This window comes from Myxococcus sp. CA023 (assembly GCF_010998615.1).
Taxonomy (GTDB): domain Bacteria; phylum Myxococcota; class Myxococcia; order Myxococcales; family Myxococcaceae; genus Myxococcus.
The window spans coordinates 60,444-80,177 of the sequence record NZ_JAAEAH010000017.1; the positions used below are offsets into that span (position 1 = coordinate 60,444).

At 69.4% G+C, this 19,734-nt stretch carries 13 protein-coding genes; 5 read left to right on the plus strand and 8 right to left on the minus strand.

Annotated elements, in window-relative coordinates:
• Positions 1 to 3 precede the first annotated feature (3 nt).
• On the plus strand, positions 4 to 3,144 hold the full coding sequence (locus F8M74_RS09960) for an efflux RND transporter permease subunit (protein ID WP_141255429.1): 3,141 nt from the start codon (positions 4 to 6) through the stop codon (positions 3,142 to 3,144).
• A gap of 50 nt (positions 3,145 to 3,194) precedes the next feature.
• On the opposite strand, the gene F8M74_RS09965 is transcribed toward F8M74_RS09960, so the two are convergent.
• From F8M74_RS09965 to F8M74_RS09990, 6 genes are all read right to left on the minus strand, one after another.
• Positions 3,195 to 3,563 (minus strand): metal-sulfur cluster assembly factor, encoded by a 369-nt coding sequence (locus F8M74_RS09965; RefSeq protein ID WP_141255430.1) that lies wholly within the window; start codon positions 3,561 to 3,563, stop codon positions 3,195 to 3,197.
• The gene (locus F8M74_RS09970) at positions 3,556 to 4,632 is read right to left on the minus strand and encodes an amidohydrolase family protein (RefSeq protein WP_141255431.1); all 1,077 of its coding nucleotides are present in this window, start codon (positions 4,630 to 4,632) and stop codon (positions 3,556 to 3,558) included. The genes F8M74_RS09965 and F8M74_RS09970 overlap by 8 nt, the downstream gene beginning before the upstream one ends.
• A gap of 42 nt (positions 4,633 to 4,674) precedes the next feature.
• Positions 4,675 to 6,951 carry a PAS domain S-box protein gene (locus F8M74_RS09975; RefSeq protein WP_171410202.1) on the minus strand — a complete coding sequence of 759 codons (2,277 nt, stop codon included), beginning with the start codon at positions 6,949 to 6,951 and terminating at the stop codon, positions 4,675 to 4,677.
• 165 nt (positions 6,952 to 7,116) lie between these two features.
• Positions 7,117 to 7,863 carry a class I SAM-dependent methyltransferase gene (locus tag F8M74_RS09980; RefSeq protein WP_141255433.1) on the minus strand — a complete coding sequence of 249 codons (747 nt, stop codon included), beginning with the start codon at positions 7,861 to 7,863 and terminating at the stop codon, positions 7,117 to 7,119.
• 13 nt (positions 7,864 to 7,876) lie between these two features.
• The gene (locus F8M74_RS09985; protein ID WP_141255434.1) at positions 7,877 to 9,106 is read right to left on the minus strand and encodes a type II toxin-antitoxin system HipA family toxin; all 1,230 of its coding nucleotides are present in this window, start codon (positions 9,104 to 9,106) and stop codon (positions 7,877 to 7,879) included.
• Between the two features lies 1 nt (position 9,107).
• Positions 9,108 to 10,781 carry a DUF262 domain-containing protein gene (locus tag F8M74_RS09990; protein ID WP_141255435.1) on the minus strand — a complete coding sequence of 558 codons (1,674 nt, stop codon included), beginning with the start codon at positions 10,779 to 10,781 and terminating at the stop codon, positions 9,108 to 9,110.
• A 450-nt stretch (positions 10,782 to 11,231) separates the two neighbouring features.
• Between F8M74_RS09990 and F8M74_RS09995 the strand changes: the two genes are divergently transcribed.
• The 3 genes from F8M74_RS09995 (at position 11,232) to F8M74_RS10005 (ending at position 14,682) form a co-directional block, all read left to right on the plus strand.
• Positions 11,232 to 12,737: a M20/M25/M40 family metallo-hydrolase gene (locus F8M74_RS09995; RefSeq protein ID WP_141255436.1), complete on the plus strand. Its 1,506-nt coding sequence runs from the start codon at positions 11,232 to 11,234 to the stop codon at positions 12,735 to 12,737.
• Positions 12,738 to 12,822: 85 nt separating this feature from the next.
• Positions 12,823 to 14,250 carry an ankyrin repeat domain-containing protein gene (locus tag F8M74_RS10000; protein WP_141255437.1) on the plus strand — a complete coding sequence of 476 codons (1,428 nt, stop codon included), beginning with the start codon at positions 12,823 to 12,825 and terminating at the stop codon, positions 14,248 to 14,250.
• Positions 14,251 to 14,355: 105 nt separating this feature from the next.
• Positions 14,356 to 14,682, plus strand: a complete 327-nt coding sequence (locus F8M74_RS10005) for a hypothetical protein (RefSeq protein WP_141255438.1) — start codon at positions 14,356 to 14,358, stop codon at positions 14,680 to 14,682.
• A gap of 8 nt (positions 14,683 to 14,690) precedes the next feature.
• On the opposite strand, the gene F8M74_RS10010 is transcribed toward F8M74_RS10005, so the two are convergent.
• Positions 14,691 to 15,617, minus strand: a complete 927-nt coding sequence (locus F8M74_RS10010) for a phosphotransferase family protein (RefSeq protein WP_141255439.1) — start codon at positions 15,615 to 15,617, stop codon at positions 14,691 to 14,693.
• A gap of 9 nt (positions 15,618 to 15,626) precedes the next feature.
• Positions 15,627 to 17,378, minus strand: a complete 1,752-nt coding sequence (locus F8M74_RS10015) for an MDR family MFS transporter (protein WP_141255440.1) — start codon at positions 17,376 to 17,378, stop codon at positions 15,627 to 15,629.
• Between the two features lie 271 nt (positions 17,379 to 17,649).
• Between F8M74_RS10015 and F8M74_RS10020 the strand changes: the two genes are divergently transcribed.
• Positions 17,650 to 19,674: a lysyl oxidase family protein gene (locus F8M74_RS10020; protein ID WP_171410203.1), complete on the plus strand. Its 2,025-nt coding sequence runs from the start codon at positions 17,650 to 17,652 to the stop codon at positions 19,672 to 19,674.
• Positions 19,675 to 19,734: the final 60 nt, after the last annotated feature.

Below are 19,734 nucleotides of genomic sequence, written 5' to 3' on the forward strand. Positions count from 1 at the left end.
GCCGTGCCAAGATTCTTCATTGAACGCCCGGTCTTCGCCTGGGTGATTGCCATCTTCATCGTGCTCGCCGGAGCCATCTCCATTCCCCGGCTCCCCATCGAGCGCTACCCGTCCATCGCGCCGCCGAGCGTGACGATTACCGCCACCTATCCCGGCGCCACGCCGGCCGCGATGAACGACAGCGTCGTGTCGTTGATTGAGCGCGGCCTGTCCGGCGTGAAGAACATCCTGTACTTCGAGTCGTCGAGCGACACGTCGGGCGTCGCGCAAATCGTGGTGACGTTCGCGCCCGGAACGGATCCGGACCTGGCGCAGGTCGACATCCAGAACCGCCTGAAGACAGTCGAATCGCGGCTGCCGCAGATGGTCCGGCAGCTCGGGCTCCAGGTGGAGACGACCACCACCAACTTCCTGCTCTTCTCCACGCTCGTATCGAGCGACGGCCGCTACGACGAGGCCGAGCTGGGTGATTTCCTGAGCCGGAACGTGGTCGAGGACCTGCGGCGCGTGCCCGGCGTGGGGCGCGTCCAGCTCTTCACGCCGGCCCGCGCGCTGCGCGTCTGGTTGGACCCGGAGCGGCTCATTTCGCACGGAATCTCCGTGGATGAGGTCGCGGCGGCGATTCGCGCACAGAACGCGGAGGCCTCTCCCGGACGGTTGGGGGACATGCCCGCGGTTCCAGGCCAGCGCGTCACCACCCCCCTGATGCTCCAGGGGCAGCTCCTGGACGTCGCGGACTTCGAGCGCGTCATCATCCGGGCCAATCCGGATGGTTCGAACGTGCTGCTCAAGGAACTCGCCAAGGTGGAGCTGGGGCCCCAGAGCTACGCCTCGTCCACCCGGCAGAATGGGAAGAACGCCGCCACGTTCGGTGTGCAGCTGGCCCCGGGGGCGAACGCGCTCGATACCTCCGAGCGCATCCGCGAGCGGATGGCGGACCTCTCCCGGGCCTTCCCCGCGGGCGTCGAGTACACGATTCCGTACGACGCGGCGCCGTTCGTGCGCGTCTCCATCCAGAAGGTCGTTCAGACCTTCTTCGAGGCGATGCTGCTCGTCTTCGCGGTGATGTATCTCTTCCTGCAGAGCGTGCGTTACACGTTGATTCCCGCCATCGTCGCGCCCATCGCGCTGCTGGGGACCTTCGCGGTGATGCTGGCGTCGGGGTTCTCCATCAACGTCCTGACGATGTTCGGCATGGTGCTGGCGATTGGCATCATCGTCGATGACGCCATCGTCGTGGTCGAGAACGTCGAGCGCCTCATGGCGGAGGAGGGGCTTTCTCCCCTCGAGGCCACGAAGAAGGCGATGAAGGAAATCACGGGCGCCGTCATCGGCATCACTCTGGTGCTCACGTCCGTGTTCATCCCCATGGCGTTCGCCACGGGCTCTGTCGGCACCATCTACCGCCAGTTCAGCCTGGCGATGGCCGTGTCGATTCTCTTCTCCGCGTTCCTCGCGCTCACGCTCACCCCGGCGCTCTGCGCGACGCTGCTGCGCCCGGTGGAGCCCGGCCACGCGGGGAAGCGCCGCGGCTTCTTCGGCGGGTTCAACCGGCTCCTGGAGAGGGTGACGGGGCGCTATGCGAACTGGACCCGGGCCATTGTCGGGCGCCTGGGCCGGGCGTTCTTCGCGTACGCCGTGGTGGTCGCCATGGTCGCCCTGGCGTTCTGGCGGCTGCCGGGCGCCTTCTTCCCGGAGGAGGACCAGGGGTACCTCAACGTTTCGGTGCAGCTCCCGTCGGACGCCACGGCCGAGCGGACGAACAGCGTGCTCGGGGAGCTGGAGTCCTTCTTGAGCGAGCGCGAGGGCATCCAGGACGTGCTGACCATCCAGGGCTTCGGCTTCTTCGGCTCGGGGGCGAACGCCGGCCTCATGTTCGTGATGATGCGCGATTGGGACGAGCGCCAGGGTGAGACGGCGGCGGGTGAGGTCGCCGCCGCCAACGCGCGCTTCGCCTCGCCGCGCGAGGGCATGGTCATCAACGTGCTTCCGCCCGCGGTGGACGGGCTCGGCAACAGCGCGGGCTTCGCCATGCGGCTGGAGGACCGTTCCGGACACGGCACGAAGGCACTCAACGACGCCATGAACCACGTCCTCCGGCGTGCCTCGGAGAGTCCGGTCATCGCCTTCCCGTATCAGGAGGGTTTGCCGGAGGGCTCGATGGTGCGAATCCAGGTCGACCGCGAGCGCGCGGCGGCGCTCGGTGTGTCGTTCGCGGAAATCAACTCGGTCATCTCCACCGCGCTGGGGTCGACGTACGTCAACGACTTCCCCAACAAGGGCTACATGCAGCAAATCATCCTGCAGGCGCGCGCGGAGTCTCGCATGCAGGTGGAGGACGTGCTCAAGCTCCCCGTGCGCAACGCGCGCGGGCAGATGGTGCCCCTGTCCTCGGTGGCCGAGCCCGTCTGGGAGCGGGGGCCCATGCAACTGGTCCGCTACAACGGCTACCCCGCCGTGCGCATCGCCGGAGCGGCGGCTCCGGGCTTCAGCAGCGGTGACGCCATGGCGGAGATGGAGCGCATCGCGGGCGAACTTCCACCCGGCTTCGCGGTGGAGTGGACGGGGCTCTCCTATCAGGAGCGGCTCTCCGGCTCGGAGGCGCCCATCCTCCTGGCGCTGTCGATGCTCGTCGTCTTCCTGGTGCTGGCGGCGCTCTACGAGAGCTGGTCGATTCCGCTGTCGGTCATGCTCGTCGTGCCGCTGGGCCTCATCGGCGCGCTGGCGGCGGTGATGTCTCGCGGGTTGATGAACGACATCTTCTTCAAGGTAGGCCTCATCACCATCATCGGCCTGTCCGCGAAGAACGCGATTCTCATCGTCGAGTTCGCCAAGCAGCTCGAGGAGCAGGGACGCTCACCGCTCCAGGCCGCGGTGGAAGCGGCGCGGCTGCGCTTCCGTCCCATCCTGATGACGTCGCTCGCCTTCGCGCTGGGCGTGGTGCCGCTGGTGGTGGCCAGCGGCGCGAGCGCGGAGACGCAGCGGGCCATCGGCACGGGCGTGTTCGGCGGCATGGTGTCAGGCACCGTCCTGGCCATCTTCCTGGTGCCCGCGTTCTACGTCGCCGTGCGGAGCCTGCTCAAACGGCGCGAGTCGGCGAGCCCGGCTCCCATCGTGAAGCACGAGCCCGCGGAGAACACCTAGCGGGCCGGGCGCTGGCGGGTGGGTGCTTCCCGCCAGCGCCGCAGCACCCCTCAGGAGCGGCGCTGCGCCGAGTCCTGGGGCAGCAGGCGGCCACCCAGCATGGTGATGCGCCTGGCCGCGAGCCGCTGGCGGGCCTCCGGCTCGATGTCCTGCGGCGTCCACTTCAGGTCGTGGTCGAACTCCACGTTCACCGCGGTGACGCCTTCCACCGTCAGCAACCGCTGCTCGATTTCCCGCATGAAGTAGGCGGCCATCATGCACATGGGCGAGGTGATGTGCAGGCGCACCGTCACCTGGCCCTCCGTGCGCTTCACCGACTCAATCAGCCCCATCTCCCCGATGCCCAGCGGCACGCCCGTGGCGCAGCTGCACGGGTCGGGGATGTCCTGGATGCACTCGCGCAGGGCCTGCTCACTCATACAGGCTCTCCCGGTAGCCGTACGGCTGGATGTCGCCGCGCGCCCTCAGCTTGGCGAACTTGTCGTTGGCGATGTTCTTCTTCACCGCCTCCACGTCCACGCCCGCGTAGCGCGCGTAGTTGCCGCCCAGAATCATCCGCTTCACGTCCGGCGTCACCTGCATGCCCGCCACCTGCACCAGGTCGTCCGGCAGCTGGAACTCATGCCAGAACTTGTGCAGCGCCGGGTGCGGGTGGCTGAACACCGTCCCGGAGCCCCACATGATTTTCTCCGGGCCCGCCCACTTCAGCAGCGCCGCCAGGGACTCGGCGAACCAGCGTTCACGCTTCACGATGAGCGCGCCCGTTACTTCCAGGTTCACATACACGTTGGGGAACAGCGACAGCTGCATGCCCGTCTCGTCCAGGAAGGCCATGCCGCCGTGGACGATTTCGAAGTTCAGGTCGGGGAAGGCATCCGCCGCCCCGCCGATGTCATCCACCTTGTAGGCCTCCAGCGGCACCGCGCCCATGGGCAGGCCCTTGTGCACGGCGATGTTCTTGATTCCCAGCTTCTGCGCCCGCTCGAAGAGCGGGAAGGCGATGCTCGGGTCATCCATGCGCCAGCCCGTGTGGCGGAACTTGTCGCCCAGCCACGCCGCTGGGTAGAGCTTCAGGCCGCTGGGCTTGAGCGTTTCGTACTGCTGCTCCAAATCATCCAGCGCCGCCGTGCCGCGCAGCGGGTCCACGCCCGCGTACACCAGGAAGCGGTGGGGATAGTTGCGGTGAATCTCCAGCGTCTTCTCATAGGAGCACAGGCCGTCGTGGTACAGCGTCTGGAGCGGCAGCACGTGGTGCACCGCCAGGTCGACGCCGCTCTCCACGAAGAGCAGGTGCGCCAGCTCCTTCACGGACCAGTTCTTCAGGAAGCCTTCCGCCGTGGGGACGCGGTGCGTGTCCCCGGACAGTCCGCTGTGCAGCCCCCAGATGAGTCCCGCGAGCGACTCGGCGTACTTGCCGGCGCGGTAGTTCGTGGGATGGAGGTTGTAGGCGTGTGTCACCGCATCGATGACGAAGTTGCCGTCAATCACCCGAGGACTCCTTTCACAGTTGGGCCGGGAGGACGCCCGGCGTCATTCGCTACCACGAGAGGCACCCAGGAGTTGTCCCAGGCCCTGATGAATCGACTCCACGTCGAAGGGCTTCTCAATCTGTAGATTGGGCACGCGCTCCAGGAACTGACGGGCCCGCGTGGTGTACGAGCCGCCGGTGATGAAGATGAATCGCTCGGCGATGCCATCCCCGCGCTCGCGGACGCGCTCGTAGACGTCCATGCCGGAGATGCCCGGCATCATCAGGTCGCAGAAGACGGCGTCGAAGGGCGCGCCCGACGTCAGCACCGCCAGCGCGTCCTCGCCGTTGTTCACCACCGTCACCCGGTGCCGCATGCCGATGATGCGCGCCAGGGAGCGGCCCACCGCGGGCTCGTCGTCAATCACCAGCACCTGTCCCCGCCGCTCGGCGTGGGGCGCGGACGCCACCGGCGCGGCCTGGGTGGGGACGGCGTCCGGCGCCGTGGGCAGGGTGACGGTGAAGGTGGTGCCCTGGCCCAGTTCGCTGCGGACGGTGATGTCACCGCCCTGCTTGCGGATGAGGCTGTGACAGATGGACAACCCCAGCCCCGTGCCCTTGCCCACGGGCTTGGTGGTGAAGAAGGGGTCGAAGATGCGAGAGAGCACCGCGGGCGTCATGCCGCAGCCAGAGTCGCTCACGTCCACCAGCACACTGCCCGGCGGCCCGGCGCGGACCCACACGGTGATGTGGTGCTCCTCGGCGTTGCCTTCGGGAATGGCCTGCGCCGAGTTCACCAGCAGGTTGAGGAACACCTGGCCCAGGCGCGAGCCGTCCGCGTACACGCGGGGGACGGACTCGTACTTCTTGATGAGCCGCGCCCGGTGGCGCAGCTGGCTGGCGGCCATGTTGATGGAGAAGTCCAACGGCTGCCGCACGTCCACCGCTTCGCGCCGCTCCTCGTCCTGACGGGAGATGAACTTCAAATCCCGCACGATGTTGCGCACGCGCATGGCGCCTTCCTGCGCCTCCTTCAGCAGGGCCTCCGTGTCATGCAGCGTCGCGGGCCACGCCACGCTGCTGGGGCCGCGCTCTCCGGCCCGCGTCAGCTCCGCGCCCAGGCGGTTCACGGACTCCAGGGCCGAGGCCAGGTTGGCCATGACGTAGGTCAGCGGGTTGTTGATTTCGTGCCCCACGCCCGCCGCCAGCGTTCCGGCCAGCACCATGCGGTCGTTCTGCAAGAGCTGCGACTGGGCCTGCTTGCGCTCGGTGATGTCGCGCGCCATCACCACGACGGCCTCGTGCCCGTTGAACTCGATGGGGATGCCCACGCTCTCCGCGTCGTACCAGGTGCCGTCGCGCCGCAGGTAGCGGACCTCCCGCAGCGGGGCCAGCGCGCCCTTCACGGCTGCGGTGTGCACGCGGTCCTTCACGAGCTCCAGGTCATCCGGATGGACGATGCTCCAGATGGGCTTGGCCATCAGCTCGGCCGGGTCGTCGTAGCCCAGGGCCCGCAGCAGCGTGGGGTTGGCGTAGATGAAGCGCCGCTGGGTGTGCACGAAGATGCCTTCGGGCGCCCGGTCGATGAGCCTGCGGAAGCTCTCCTCTGAACGGCGCAGCGCCTCCTGCGTGCGCTTGCGCTCGGTGACGTCCTCGAACGCGAACATCCGGTAGCGCATGGCGTCCCCCGCCACCGAGGAGGACGTGGACAGCCTGCGCAGGGTGCGTCCATCCGACAGGGTGGCTTCATCCTCCACCAGGCCCGGCGCGCAGCCCTGGTCCGGGGTCGCGCACAGGCGCAGGAACTCCGCCGCGTCGCCGGCCTTGAGGCAGTGGTGGATCACCTCGTCATGGGAGACCTCACCCCGCTGGATGGCGCCTTCCAATGCGGTGATGCCCCACAGTTGGCAGAAGCGGTGGTTGACGTAGTGGACCCGGCGCGTGCGGATGTCGACCAGGTAGAGGCCGAAGGGCAGGTAGTCACTCTCCGGCCAGGGGGCGGCGGATGGTTCCTCAGCCTGCTGCACCGTGCAGTAGAGCGGCTCCGACTCCAAAGCGGCGGTGATGCGCCAGGACAGAGGCAGCCAGGACCCATCCGGCCGGCGCCAGCGGCAGGTGCGCGAGGTGGGGCTTGTGGAACCCAGATGCGCGAACAGGACGGCGGCGTCTTCGATGGGGATGAAATCCTGCAAGGCCATGCCACGCAGTGACGTCAAAGACAGGCCCACCAGGTGGCCAAAAGCAGGATTGGCTTCGAGCAACACGCCATCACGGCCCAGGATGACGTAGGGCTCCGTGGACAGCTCGAAGAAGCGGTGGGCCCACTGCTCGGTCGACATGCTTCCCTTGGGTTGCCAGGGCGCAGCCAACGCCGGCTTGGGGGGAAGGCCGGGTCATGGCATGCGAGGTGTTCGTAGACGCCTTTGCGCTTTCCAGGACATAGACACTATTTGTGGAAAAATTGCATGTCCTGATTTTATGGATGGGGTCGCTCGTACGCGGAGTCAAAGCGCTGACGGGTTGCGCAACAGATGGAACACGTAGCCGTAGGTGTGTTCGTACTGGCGATAAAGGCGGGTCTCCTGCTCGGCGGCCGAGAGCGCGTCTTCCAATGACGCATCACCGTGGGCGCGCAGGTGTGCGACGCGCTGGAGCAGGGGCGTGTAGTAGGTGTCCCACCATGCGGAGGCGGGAAGGGTGAAGGTGTCGAGCACCTCGTAGCCCGCGGCTTCCGCGGCGGCGCGGTTCTCCAAAACCGTACCCATGGTGGGGTAGACCTCACCCCAGAAGCGCGCGATTTCGTCGGGGCGCTCATCGGTCAGCCAGGTGCATTCGGTGATGGCAGCCAGGCCGCCGGGCGCGAGCAGTGGGCGCCAGCGCCGCAGTCCTGGACCGAAGCCCAGGTGGTAGATGGCGCCTTCGGACCAGAGGAGGTCAAAGGAAGCCTCGGGCAGCGACAACGCACCCATGTCCTGCCGCTGTGTTTCGATGAGCGCGTCCAGGCCCCGCTCGCGCGCCCGTGCCTGGAGTTGGTCGAGGAAGGGCCCGTGCAGGTCCACCGCGATGACCCGGGTGCGCAGCGCCTCGGCGAGCACCAGCGTCTGCGCGCCCGCGCCACAGCCGAGGTCCACCACGCGCGGGTTCGGTGGCAGCGGAGGCAGCCGTCGCAGGGCCTCCCGGGTGCAGTCGTCGCTGCCAGGGCCGTGACGGGGCAGGCCGTCATAGACGGTGAAGAAGGCGTCTTCGCTCATGGCGGGCTCCGGTTCATTGCCCCTGAAGCAGGGGCACGCGCTTCCAGTGGGCTTCGATGCGGCGGCGGCTCTCCTCCGGCAGGGGCAGCTGCGCGTGAAGCGAGGACCAGGTGTCGAGCGACGCCTCCACCGCGGACTTCACCACCGGCAGCACGTCGCTGGTGGGCAGCGCCAGCTTGCGCGCAAGCCGTTCGAAGCTGCCCAGGGAGATGTCCTCGAAGCGCTTCGACTTCGCGAAGTTGAGCGCGAGCGTGTCCGCCGGCATGTACTGGAGCGTGGACACCAAATCGTACGCGGGTGACAGCGTGGCGCGGGTGCCGTCCGGGTAGAGCAGCGACCAGTTCTTGTGGTGCGCGTCCCCGTTGCCAATGACGGCGATGAACACCAGCCGCCGCAGGAACTCGTGCAGCGCGTCCAGTCCGGCGACCTTGTAGATGACGTTGGCGACCGTCTCGTAGTTGTACTTCTTGTACTTCTCATCCGCGTACAGCCCCAGCACCTGCGTCAGGTCCTCCATGTGGACCCGGCGGCCGGGCTCGGGGCGGTCGAAGCGGCGCACGGCGTAGGCCACGTCCTCGCGCAGGGTGATGCCTTCGGGCAGGCCCTGGATGTCGGCCACGTCCAGCAGCGCCACCTCGGGGACGGTGATGCCGGCGGCGCGGGCCCACGTCATCATGGAGAACTCGTTCTCCGGGACGCGGTCGTAGCGGTTGTCCGGCAGCTTCACAATCCAGTTGCCGCCGCGTCCGCCCGCCGGGAGCGTCATCGCCTTGTCCCGGCGCAGCATGGAGAACTTGAGCTGCACGCCGGCCAGCGAGAAGCGCAGCGGCTCCTGCTCCTGCGGCGCGTTGGGCGTCTGGGTCTCCTCCAGCGGCTCCAGGCCACTGAGCGACAGCACGCTGGCGGGACGCACGACGATGGCGCCGGGCAGGTCCTCACCCAGCCGCGCGATGAGGAAGAACTCGCGCTGGCGGGCCACCTGCTCGCGTTCGGCGATGAGCTCGCGCAGCGTGCCTTCCGGGAGCAGGTTGGAGAAGAACGAAGGCAGGCGCAGGCGGCTGACGTGCCGGCGCGTGAGGTCGTCCTCGAAAATCTGTCCCAGCACCGGGCGTGGGTAGCGCTGGCGGTACTCCTCCGCGATGACGAACTCGATGCGTTCGTCCTCCAGCAGCGTCAGCGTGCCAACGTGGACGTCGCCCAGGTGGACGTCGAGGATTCCGGCCGTGGTGCGGGTGGGCTCCAAGTCAGTCCTCCTCCTCGACGACCAGCGATTGGAGGGACGGACGGTCCGACTCCTCGTAGCGGGTGCGGGCCCGCAGGAACTCGATGATGTGTCTATCGATGAGCTCCATGCGCTGCATGAGGAATTCGAGCGTGCCGCCCTCGCGCAGCGTGTCGCGCATGGCGGGGGTGATGGCCTGGCTCTGGAGGACCTCGGGGGGCGGCGCGGGCTCGTCCCGCAGCACGTCCAGCAGGGGCTGGCCGGGCAGGGGCGGGTGCATCAGGTAGTTGGCGGGGGTGTAGAGGAAGGAGCGGTACAGCGCGGGGTCCAGCTTCAGCTCGGCGTCGGGCTCCTGCACGGTGAGGGACTTGAGCACGGGGCTGAGGCTGGCGGGGTCGGTGTCGCTGAAGAGCTGGGACGGCTCCAGCAGGGCGCCGGTGCGCAGGTGCCGCGGCTGGAGCGCGTACAAGGCATTGAGGGCCATGCCCCGCGAGCGCAGCGCGAGGCCGAACGTCGCGGGCTGCGCGTGCTGGGCCAGCCATTCGTCGGACAGGGGCCGCACCTGCGCCAGCAGGGACTGGACGGATTGCTCTTCGTCGGGGCCGATGGCGGCCAGCAACTCCTGCGGCGACAGGGCCCGGCTGTCGAGGAAGCTGTCCACCAGGCTACCGCGCCAGAACCCGCGCGAGAGTAAATCCCGGGTGCGCGGCGACGGCTCCGGGTGCAGGTGGAAGAAGCGCGCGAGCAGCACGAAGTAGAGCGGGTTCGTCAGCAGGCGCCCGTGTGGGATTCCCGCGTCGCGCTTGAGGAAGACGATGACGCTGCGCAGGGCCGCTTCCGTCTGGAGCAGCGTCTGCGTGAGGTCGTCCTCCTCGCGAAGCTGTTTCTGGAAGTCCTGGGTGAAGTCCAGGCCGAGTACCGCGAGCACGGCCTTGAGCAGCAGGGATTCATCGATGCGGCCGAAGCCCAGCTCCAGCAGGCTGGTGGCCAGCGCCTTCAGGTTGGGCAGCCGCGAGCCCGCGGTGCCGCCGTAGAGCGCGTTGAAGACCTCGTCGTCAGTGAGCGGCTTTCCGGAGGTGTTGAGCCGCTTGAAGATGATGCGCAGCGTCTTCTCCTCCGCGGCTTCGACGACGTACGCGGGCATCTGGTACTCGCGCGCCGCCTTGCCCAGACGGATGGCCGCGCGCACGTGCTCCGGGTTCTTCTCGCGCCCCGGGTAGCGGTCCAGCCAGCCCAGCAGTTGCTCGCTGTCGAGCACCCGGTTGAGCGGTAGCCAGTGCGGAGGCGTCGGCTCGCCGTGCGCGGGCTGGACGATTTCCTGCGTGTCCAGGTCGAAGAAGAGCGTGAAGCCGTCCCGCGCGGCGGGCTCCTGCTCCGGGTGGAGGAGCACCGCGGCCAGCGCGGTGATGCGCTGCTGCCCATCCACCACCCACAGCGCCTGGCTGTGGGAGGGCGCGTCGATGCGCACCGGGCCGAAGCTCACGCTGGCGGCGGGGGCCTCGCGCTTCCAGAAGAGCAGCGTGCCGATGGGATAGCCGCGGTACACGCTGTCGAGCAAATCCCTCACGTCGCCGGCCTCCCAGCGCAGGGGCCGCTGGAAGTGGGGGAGACGCACCTCGCCGCGCCGGACGCGGTCCAGCAGGTCCTCGATGCTGAATGCCGTCGCCTGGGGCCGCCGGGTCAGGGTGGATTGCATGCGCGTACCTCTGTCCGGCCTGTAACACGCCCCGCACGGGATGCCCGCCTTCCGGTGGCTGCCCTCGGGAATTGCCTGATTTGGACAGTGACAGTGGAATCGTCTGTGTTCACCGGGTGTGAATGTTCGATTATGGGCTCGGAGGGGGGGCGTGCTTGACGGGCGCTCGCCCACCCTTCAACATGCCGTCCACGTTTCCTCTTCGGAGTGAGACGCGGCGGCGGTGATTGCCTCCCCCAAAAGCGACACCGTCGTGGAAGTCCCAGTTGAGCCCCGCGCGCCGCGTTCCCCCTCTCGGCGCGCGGTGGCCCCTGGGATTCTCGCTCCGCCGCTTGGTTCCATGCCTGCATGACGCACGGGCGTTGTCCGCTTCCGGGCGGTGGTGACGCTCACCGTCGCTTGCGAGGCCCAGGGGCTCGACGGAGAGTGAGCGCCTCCCCTGGAGGACCTTTGCCCGTCGCCACCTTCATCCTGCCCGCTTCCCTCGCGCTCCAGTTGATGTCGGGAGCCGCACCCGCCGCGAAGTCGGCGCCCAAGGCCGCCCCCGCGAAGCCCACCGCCACCGCGAAGCGCGCCGCGCCCGTGTACGCGCAGGCGACCGCCGAGAAGCTCATTGGGCCCGCGCTTACGGATGGCCATGCCTATGCGCGGCTCGCCGAGTTGACGGACGGCATTGGCCCGCGCCTGTCGGGTTCGCCGGGCGCCGAGGCCGCCGTGCAGTGGGCGCTGCGGTCCTTCAAGGCCGACGGGGTGAAGGCGTGGTTGGAGCCGGTGAAGGTGCCGCACTGGGTGCGAGGCGAGGCGTCCGGCGAGGTGCTGGCCTCCGAGCGCACGCGGGGGCACCCCCTGGCGCTGCTGGCCCTGGGCGGCAGCCCACCCACCGCGCCCGAGGGACTCACCGCCGAGGTGGTGGAGGTGACGTCGCTGGAGCAACTGGAGTCGCTGGGCGCGGCGGTGAAGGGGAAGTTCGTCTTCTTCAACCACACCATGACGGTGGCCGCGGACTACGGGCGCTTCGCGGGGCTGCGCTCACGAGGCCCCGCCGCCGCAGCGAAACACGGGGCGGTGGGCGCGCTGGTGCGCTCGCTGGCCACGGCGTCGCTGCGCACGCCGCACACGGGTGCGACGAACTTCCCCAGTGAGGGGCCGCGGATTCCGGCGGCGTCGGTGGCCACGGAGGACGCGGACCTGCTCCACCGGCTGCTGGCGGCCGGCCCGGTGCGCGTGAAGCTGATGCTGGGCAGCTCCGAGCTGCCGGACGCGGATTCCTCCAACGTCGTGGCGGAGATTCGCGGCCGGGAGAAGCCGCAGGAAATCGTGCTGATTGGCGCGCACCTGGATTCGTGGGACGTGGGCACGGGCGCGCATGACGACGGCGCGGGCGTGGTGATGGTGATGGATGCCGCGCGCCTCATCGCGAAGCTGCCGCAGGCGCCCCGGCGCACGGTGCGGGTGGTGCTCTTCATGAATGAGGAGAACGGCCTGCGCGGCGGGCGCGCCTACGCGGAGGCGCACGCGGCGGAGCTGCCCCGGCACGTGGGCGCGCTGGAGATGGACGCGGGCGGCGGGCGGCCCGTGAGCGTCAGCGTGCGCGCGGGCGAGGGCGGGCAGGACCTGCTGCGCCCGTGGCTGCCACCGCTGACGGCGCTGGGCGTGACGCAGTTCTCCGCGCGCGAGGCGGGTGGGGCGGACATCAGCCCGCTGATGCCCGCGCGCGTGCCCTTCTTCGGCGTGGAGGTGGACAGCAGCCGCTACTTCGACGTGCACCACACGGAGGCGGACACGCTGGACAAGGTGGACCCCCAGGACCTGGCGCGCAGCACCGCCGCCGTGGCGTGGATGACGTACGCGCTGGCGGAGATGCCCGGCACGCTCACGCGTCCCGAGGCGCCGGCACCTCGCGGGCCCGCTCCGGCCCCGGCGCCCGCGCAGCAGTCGAAGACCTCAGGGAACTGAGAGGTGCTGCCGGGCGGCCCCTCGGATTTCCGAGGGGCGCCGTGACGCTTGGGCATGGCCGGCATTGCTGTTCTGATGCCCGGCCATGTCGACTGACGCGAAGGCAACCGCGACCCAGGCCCTGCTCTCCCTCTGTCAGGACCGCAAGCGCTGGAGGGCGGAGCTGACCCCAGAGCGGGTGAAGGACCTGCTGTCCCAGGGCGCGGATGTGCACGGCCGAGGGGATTACGGCTCCACGCCGCTGCACTTCGCCGTGCTCGCGCCCTACCAGCGAGAGCACCCGCTCCCCAGCGTCGACGTGGTGCGGATCCTGCTCGAAGCGGGGGCCGACTCGAACACGCTCGACGACCACGCCCAGACGCCGCTCCTGCGAGCCTTGCCCTACGACAAGGACGACGCTGGGCAGGACCAACGCGCGCTCGAAATCATCCAACTGCTCCGCTCGGCGGGGGCGAAGGTGCCGTCCGACGTCAAGGACGCCCGCGCCGCTGTGTTCCGCATGAGCAGCCCACGCCTCTACCGGGAGTTGCTCGACGCGGGCGCTCCCATCGACGCCCGCGACGCCATTGACGCCACCGCGCTCCACCGGGCCGCCGCCAACGGGGTGGTGTCCATCGCCGAGTTGCTGCTCGCCCGGGGCGCCGAGGTGAACGTCCTCGATGGGCTCGGCCGGACCCCGCTCGGTGTCGCCTTGCGTGCGCGAGCGAATCCCTGGCTCAAGGCAAGCGACCGCATCGCGGCGTTCGCCGCCCTCATCGCCCTGCTGGAGCGCGCGGGAGGTCAGCCCCGCGTCCCCTTCGCCCGGAGCGAGGATCCGTTCGCGCCGTTCCCCTTCGACCTGTCCGCGCTGCGCGCCGCGGCACCGGACAGCGTGCGCGACTTCCCGCACGAGGTTGGCTCCGCCCAGGAGTTCGCCACCGGTCTCCACGGCCACGGTGAGCCCGAGAAGTCGTTGGCCCACCTCGCCGCGCTGGGCGGCGTGCTCGACGCGCCCCCCAGGCACGTCCGACTCCAGGGCCCGCTGTCCCTGAAGCGCCCGTTCTTCCACCACGGGGACCTGGAGGTGGACGGGCACCTCGACATCGGCCAGCCCTTCGCCGTGACGGGCAACCTCATCGTTCACGGCGTCCTGCAGGATGGCGGCAATGACTCGCTCATCAACGTGCTGGGCGACGTGCGCTGCCATGCGTTGTACACGGACGGGGAACTCAATGTCCGGGGCGACGTCCACGCAAGAGACGTGGTGATCGGCTATTACAATGACCATGTGCTGTCGGCCGGAGCCATCCACGCGCGCGTCGTCATCGAGGACGACCACGGCGTCGACGCCTCGGTCCACGCCGAACATCACTTCGACATCGATACGTATCAGCAGGGCCATGGAGAAGGCGTGAACGCGCGCCTGCGCGAGCTGTTCGTCGCCGACGTCTTCGACGCAGACGAGGATGGACGGCTCGACAAAGGAGAGGTCTTCCACCGGATCCGCGAAGGACTGCCCCTCTTCCGCGAGTAACGTCGCGCGGACGACGTTGGACGCCGTGGGGTGTGCTGTCGCCACGCCTCATGGCGTATGTCTTGCTTTATCCGTGCTTGCGCCATCGCAGGTGGGAGGACATTCATGATGAAGCAGGGCAAGCGTGTTCCGGGGCTGAAGTGGGTCATCGCCGCGTTCCTCCTGGCGGGCTGTCGCGGCTCCGAGGGCGAGGTGCCCACGGGGACTGGGTCCAAACTGTCGTTGAAGGAAGGCCAGGTGCTCGGCCCGGCATGCACCGGGGAGCAGAATGCCTGTCCTGACGGGCTCACGTGCGCCTCGTTCAACCTGGGCGCGGGCCCCGAGGTCCGCTGTGTCCAGTCCCCGGAAATCTGTGACTTGTTCAAGTGCAGCAGCGGCGAGTGCGTGGTGTTGGAGAGCCACCCGATCCAGGTTCGTTGCAGCGGCTCCTGAGCCGCGCGTTACGCGTCGAAGGGCGGGTGCTCCCCAAGTCCAGTGAGCGCCCGTTGCCCGGCGGTGATGTACTCCGGCCGTCCCTGAGTCTGGCCGAAGGCGATGTCGGCCACCGCGCGGCAGGCGGCGAACCACCGCGCCCGTGTGAGGACGGCGGGGCTGACCGCGCCATACGTCTCCAGCGCGGCGGTCAGCATGGGCGCTCCGCCCCAGTGGAACAGTCCGGCGAAATCCCTCGCGGGGTCTGCGACGCACGCATCGCTCCAGTCGATGACCCCCGTGGGAACACCGTGGGCATCGACCAGGACATGCTCCGCGGCGAAGTCGCCGTGGACCAACCGGGGCGCGCCACGTCCCTCCGTGGGACGCACCCTGAGCCGTTGCTCCCAGTCCGCCGCCCGGTGCGGTTCCACATGGCTGTGTTCGACGGCGAGCCGCAAATCGTCCACGGCGGCGGCCGACCACGCTTCGAGTTCCGGGTCGTCGTCCGCTGGCACGCCGAGCGCATCGGCTTCTGCGGGGTCGAGCGCATGGAGCGTTCCCAGGAAGGCGCCGAGCCTGCGGCCGAGGTCCGACAAGTCCAGCCGCTCGGGCTCGACGAGGAGCGCGGGCGTCCCTGGGAGCTTCTCGTAGCCCGCGAAGCCCGCAGCGAGGTCGGCGGCAGGGTGCGCGAGGAAACGGTAGTTGGGGACCGGCAGGGGAAGCCGGGGCTCGAGCCACGCCAGCAGGCGCGCCTCCCACTTCAGGTGCTCGGCGGCTTCGTCGCTCTTGGGGAAGCGGAAGACGTAGCGCCCCTCCACCTCGAAGGCCTGATGGTCCGTGCCTTCCCCCAGGCGGACGACCCGCGCCGTCGCGAGCGAGGGAAAGCGCGCGTGGATGCGCTCGGCGGCCTCCGCGTCCGTGAGCGCGGGTGGCTGTTCCGCGTCGTGAGCCATGCCGCGACTCTACTGCTCCGGGGCGCTGGCACGTGACTCGAGGCGCCGGCGCTTGCGGCGCAGGTGCTGCTCCGGAAGGAACAGTGTCACCAGCAGCGCCGCGCCGGCGATGAACAGGGCCACGTGGTACACGGCGGAGACGCCGCGAGTGAACGCCATCTTCAGCGCCCGGTCCGCCGCGTCCACCGCCGCCAGCGCCTGCCGCTCGTCCGCGTCCACCTTCGCCCGGGCCTCGGGAGCGGCCGCCGTCTCCGCACGGCGCCGCTCGGCGTCGAACTCCGCGCGCACCCGCGCCTTCACCTCATCCGCGCGGAACACCTGCCCGGAGGGCCCGCCTTCGCCACTGACGCCCGGCGCGGCGCGTGTCACTTCGGCCTTCACGGAGTCCGGGAGCGCCGAGGTGGCCTGCGCCATGCGCGCCTCCAGCTCCGAGGACAGCGTGGACGCGAACACCGTCCCCAGCAGCGCCACGCCCAGCGTCATGCCCAACTGCCGGAAGAAGGTGGCCGCCGCCGTGCCCACGCCAATCTGGTCCGGCGGCACCGCGTTCTGGATGGCCATCGTGTAGAGCGGAATCGAGGGCCCCAGCCCCAGGCCCACCAGCACCATCTTCGCCGTCACCTCCGCCTGGGTGGAGTCCGGCGTCAGCGTGAAGGCCATGACGGCGAAGCCCGCCATCAGCAGCACCAGCGAGCCCAGCAGCAACGCCTTGTAGCGGCCCACCCGGGACACGAGCTGCCCGCTCAGCACGTTCCCCGCCACCACGCCCAGCGTCAGCGGCATGACCGTCAGCCCCGAGCGCGTCGCCGACAGCCCCACCACGTTCACCATGAACAGCGGCAGGAAGACGATGCCCGACAGGAACGCACCGCCGACGATGAACACCGCCGCGTTGCCCGCGCTGAAGGCCCGCAGGCGGAACAGCGTCAGGTCGAGCAGGGGCTCGGGCGCGCGCCGCTCCGCCCAGAGGAAGGCCACCAGGCCCACCGCCGACAGTGCGAACAGTCCCAGGATGCGCCACGACGCCCAGGCCCAGTCGCCGCCGTCTGTCTGCCCCAGGCTGAGCGCCAGCAGCAGCGGCACCAGCGCCACCGCGAGCGCGAACGCCCCCACCAGGTCCAGCCCGCCTCGGGAATCACGCTGGGGCTTCAGCCGCGGCATGCGCGACAGCACCAGCGCCAGCGCCACCGCGCCCACGGGCAGATTGATGAAGAACACCCAGTGCCAGCCCAGGTGGTCGGTGATGAACCCACCGGCCAGCGGCCCCACCACGCTGGACAGGCCGAACATGGCGCCGAAGAGGCCCTGGTACTTGCCGCGTTCACGGGGCTCGAAGAGGTCGGCCACCACCGCCAGCGCGGCGGTGAACAGCGCCGCGCTGCCCAGCCCCTGCACGGCGCGAAAGAGGATGAGCGCCACCGTGGAGCGCGCCACCCCGCACAGGAAGCTGCCCGTGAGGAAGATGAGGATGCCTGAGGCCAACACCGCGCGCCGGCCCAGCAGGTCCGACAACTTGCCCCACACGGGCACCATCGTCGTCGACGCGACGAAGTACGACGTGGTGAGCCACGGGTAGAGCGAGGCGGGGATTCGCAGGTCCGCCTGGATGGCCGGCCCCGCGGTGGCGACAATCGTCTGGTCCAGCGCGGCGAGCAATAGCCCCAGCACCGCGCCCAGCAGGGTGAAGACCTTCTGGGAGCGCGTGAACGCCGGGAAGGCGGGCGGCGCATCGGCGGTGGCGGGAGCGGCGGACGGGGCCATGTGTCGCGGTGGCTCCCGGGTCAGGGGGCGCCAGGGGAAAGGTGGGGACGTTCCTATCAGACGGCCACCGGCAGAGCCCCTTTGCGGCACCACATGTTCCCGTGCGGCGGCAAGATTGCGCCCGTTCCGGCGCCTCAAGGGCGCGCGCCGGGAGATGCCCCGCACCGGGCAAGCACTTCGCGCTGGGTGAAGTGAACGGTCTACGCTGCGGACGTCCAATCCCAGACGTCGCGAGGGACCGGCCCGCGACGCGTTTCCCGGACCACACTCCATGCAACGCATTCGCGCTGTCGCCCTGACCTCGCTGCTGGCCGTTTCACTCTGCGCATGTGATGACCCCGTGGAGCCGGGGGACCCCGATTCGGGCACGCCGGATGCCGGGCAGCCCGACGCAGGCGCGCCCGATGCGGGGGCACCAGACGCGGGAGCCGGGGACGGAGGCACGCTCCTCTCCGAGGTGCCGCTCTGGCAGGCGGAGCACGACCCCTCGCACGCCACTGGCTGCTTCGGCCGCTCCATCGCGCTAGGCGATGTGAACGGCGATGGCCAGAGGGACCTGGTCGTCGCCGCGCCCCCGTGTCGTCCGCTCACGAGAGACCCTGGCCGGGTGTCGCTCTTCGCGGGCGAGGCGCCGTACTTCTCCACGCAGGGCGTGACGGCGGTGATGGACTGGCGCAACGCGAACTCGAGGACCAATGGCAACCGGATGACGGTGTCCACGGGCAACGTGGACGGGGACGGCTTCGCGGACGTGCTCGTCTCCGGCCAATACGGCGCGCTCGTCTTCAAGGGCCAGGCGGACCTGGCCAGCGTCTTCACCGAGCCCGCGTTCGTGGTGCCCGGCGGCGGCGTGTACAACAACGCCGTCTTCGCGGACGTCAACGGGGACGGCCTGGATGACGTGGCCAGCGTGAGGGGAGTGGCGGTGTCCGTCTTCCTGGCCACGCCCGGCGCGCCGGGAGGGCCCTTCACCCTGGTGGAGCGCGCGGAGCCGCTCTACACCGGCTCCGTCCGTCGCGCGGGAGACGTGGACGGGGATGGTGCACAGGACCTCGTGCTGTCGAGTTCGATGGGGGATGGCTATTCACTGGTGCCTGGCTGCAAGTCCGACAGTCCCGGGCCGTGTGAGGGTGGGCTCGCGGCGCAGCCCTTCTGGACGGTGGACAGCCAGTCGCTGAGCCTCTTTCCGGACGTGAATGGGGACGGGGTGCCGGAGCGCTTCACGGGGCCGGGCGGTGGCACGGTGCGGCTCCACCTGTCGGAGGCGGGCGGCGGTTATGCCTCCGCCCCCACGTGGTCCGCCATGGGCGACCCCGTCTTCGCGAACTTCGGCTCACCCATCACCGCGGTGGGGGACGTGGACGGAGACGGCCAGCGCCAGGACTTCGTCGTGGGCTCCGACGGGCGGCTGTACTTCTACTCACCGGCGGAAGGGGTCTCCTCGGCGTTGAAGCCCGTGTGGTCCTGGCCCCGCGCGGACGTCCTGCCGCAGGGGTACGAAGGCTTCCACCGCTTCGCCGTCATCGCGCCGGGAGACCTGAACGGCGACGGCTTCGATGACCTGGTGGCGGGCATGGCGCCCCCGGCGGGGCTCGTCGACGGGCCGGCGGGCCGGGTCGTCATTCTCGGTGGTGGCCAGGTGCCCGCGGAGCCGGCGACGGCACCGTATCTGCCGCAAGTGGCGGGATGTGGCCTGACGCTGGACCCGGAGCACGGCAAGGCGGACCTCGCCGTGGACGCGGACGTGCTGGCCCGCACGTTGTACGTGGAGCGCCGCACCTTCGCCGCTGACTCCTGCGAGATACAGGAGGGCTGCGTGCCCGCGCCCGGTGAGCGGCGCCTGCTGCGCTTCAGCACCTCCATCCAGAACCTGGGCTCGGCGGCGGCCGTGGTGCCCGGCTGGGACGAGCGGCCGGACCTCTACATCTGGGACGAGTGCCACGGCCATGACCACCTCACCAACTTCGCCCAGTACGCGCTGCGGGACGCGCAGGGCAACGAAGTCGTGGAGGGCCGCAAGCAGGGCTTCTACCTCATCGACTACCAGCGCCAGTGCGATGACGCGGCGCCCTACCATCTCTCGCTCGACCGGATGAGCATCTCCGCCGGCTGGACGGACATCTACGTCGCCGACATCCCCTGTCAGTGGATTGACATCACCGACCTGACGGACGGCACGTACTCCCTGCGCGTGGGCGTGGATGAGCAGGACATCATCGAGGAAGCGGACGTGCTCCCCAACGAGGCCATCCTGAACGTCCGCATCCAGGGCGATTCCGTGACCGTGGTCCCGTAGACATTAGGCCCGGGACACCGTGCCTCCGTCCTGGCGCGGTGTCCCAGCGGCCTTCCGTTC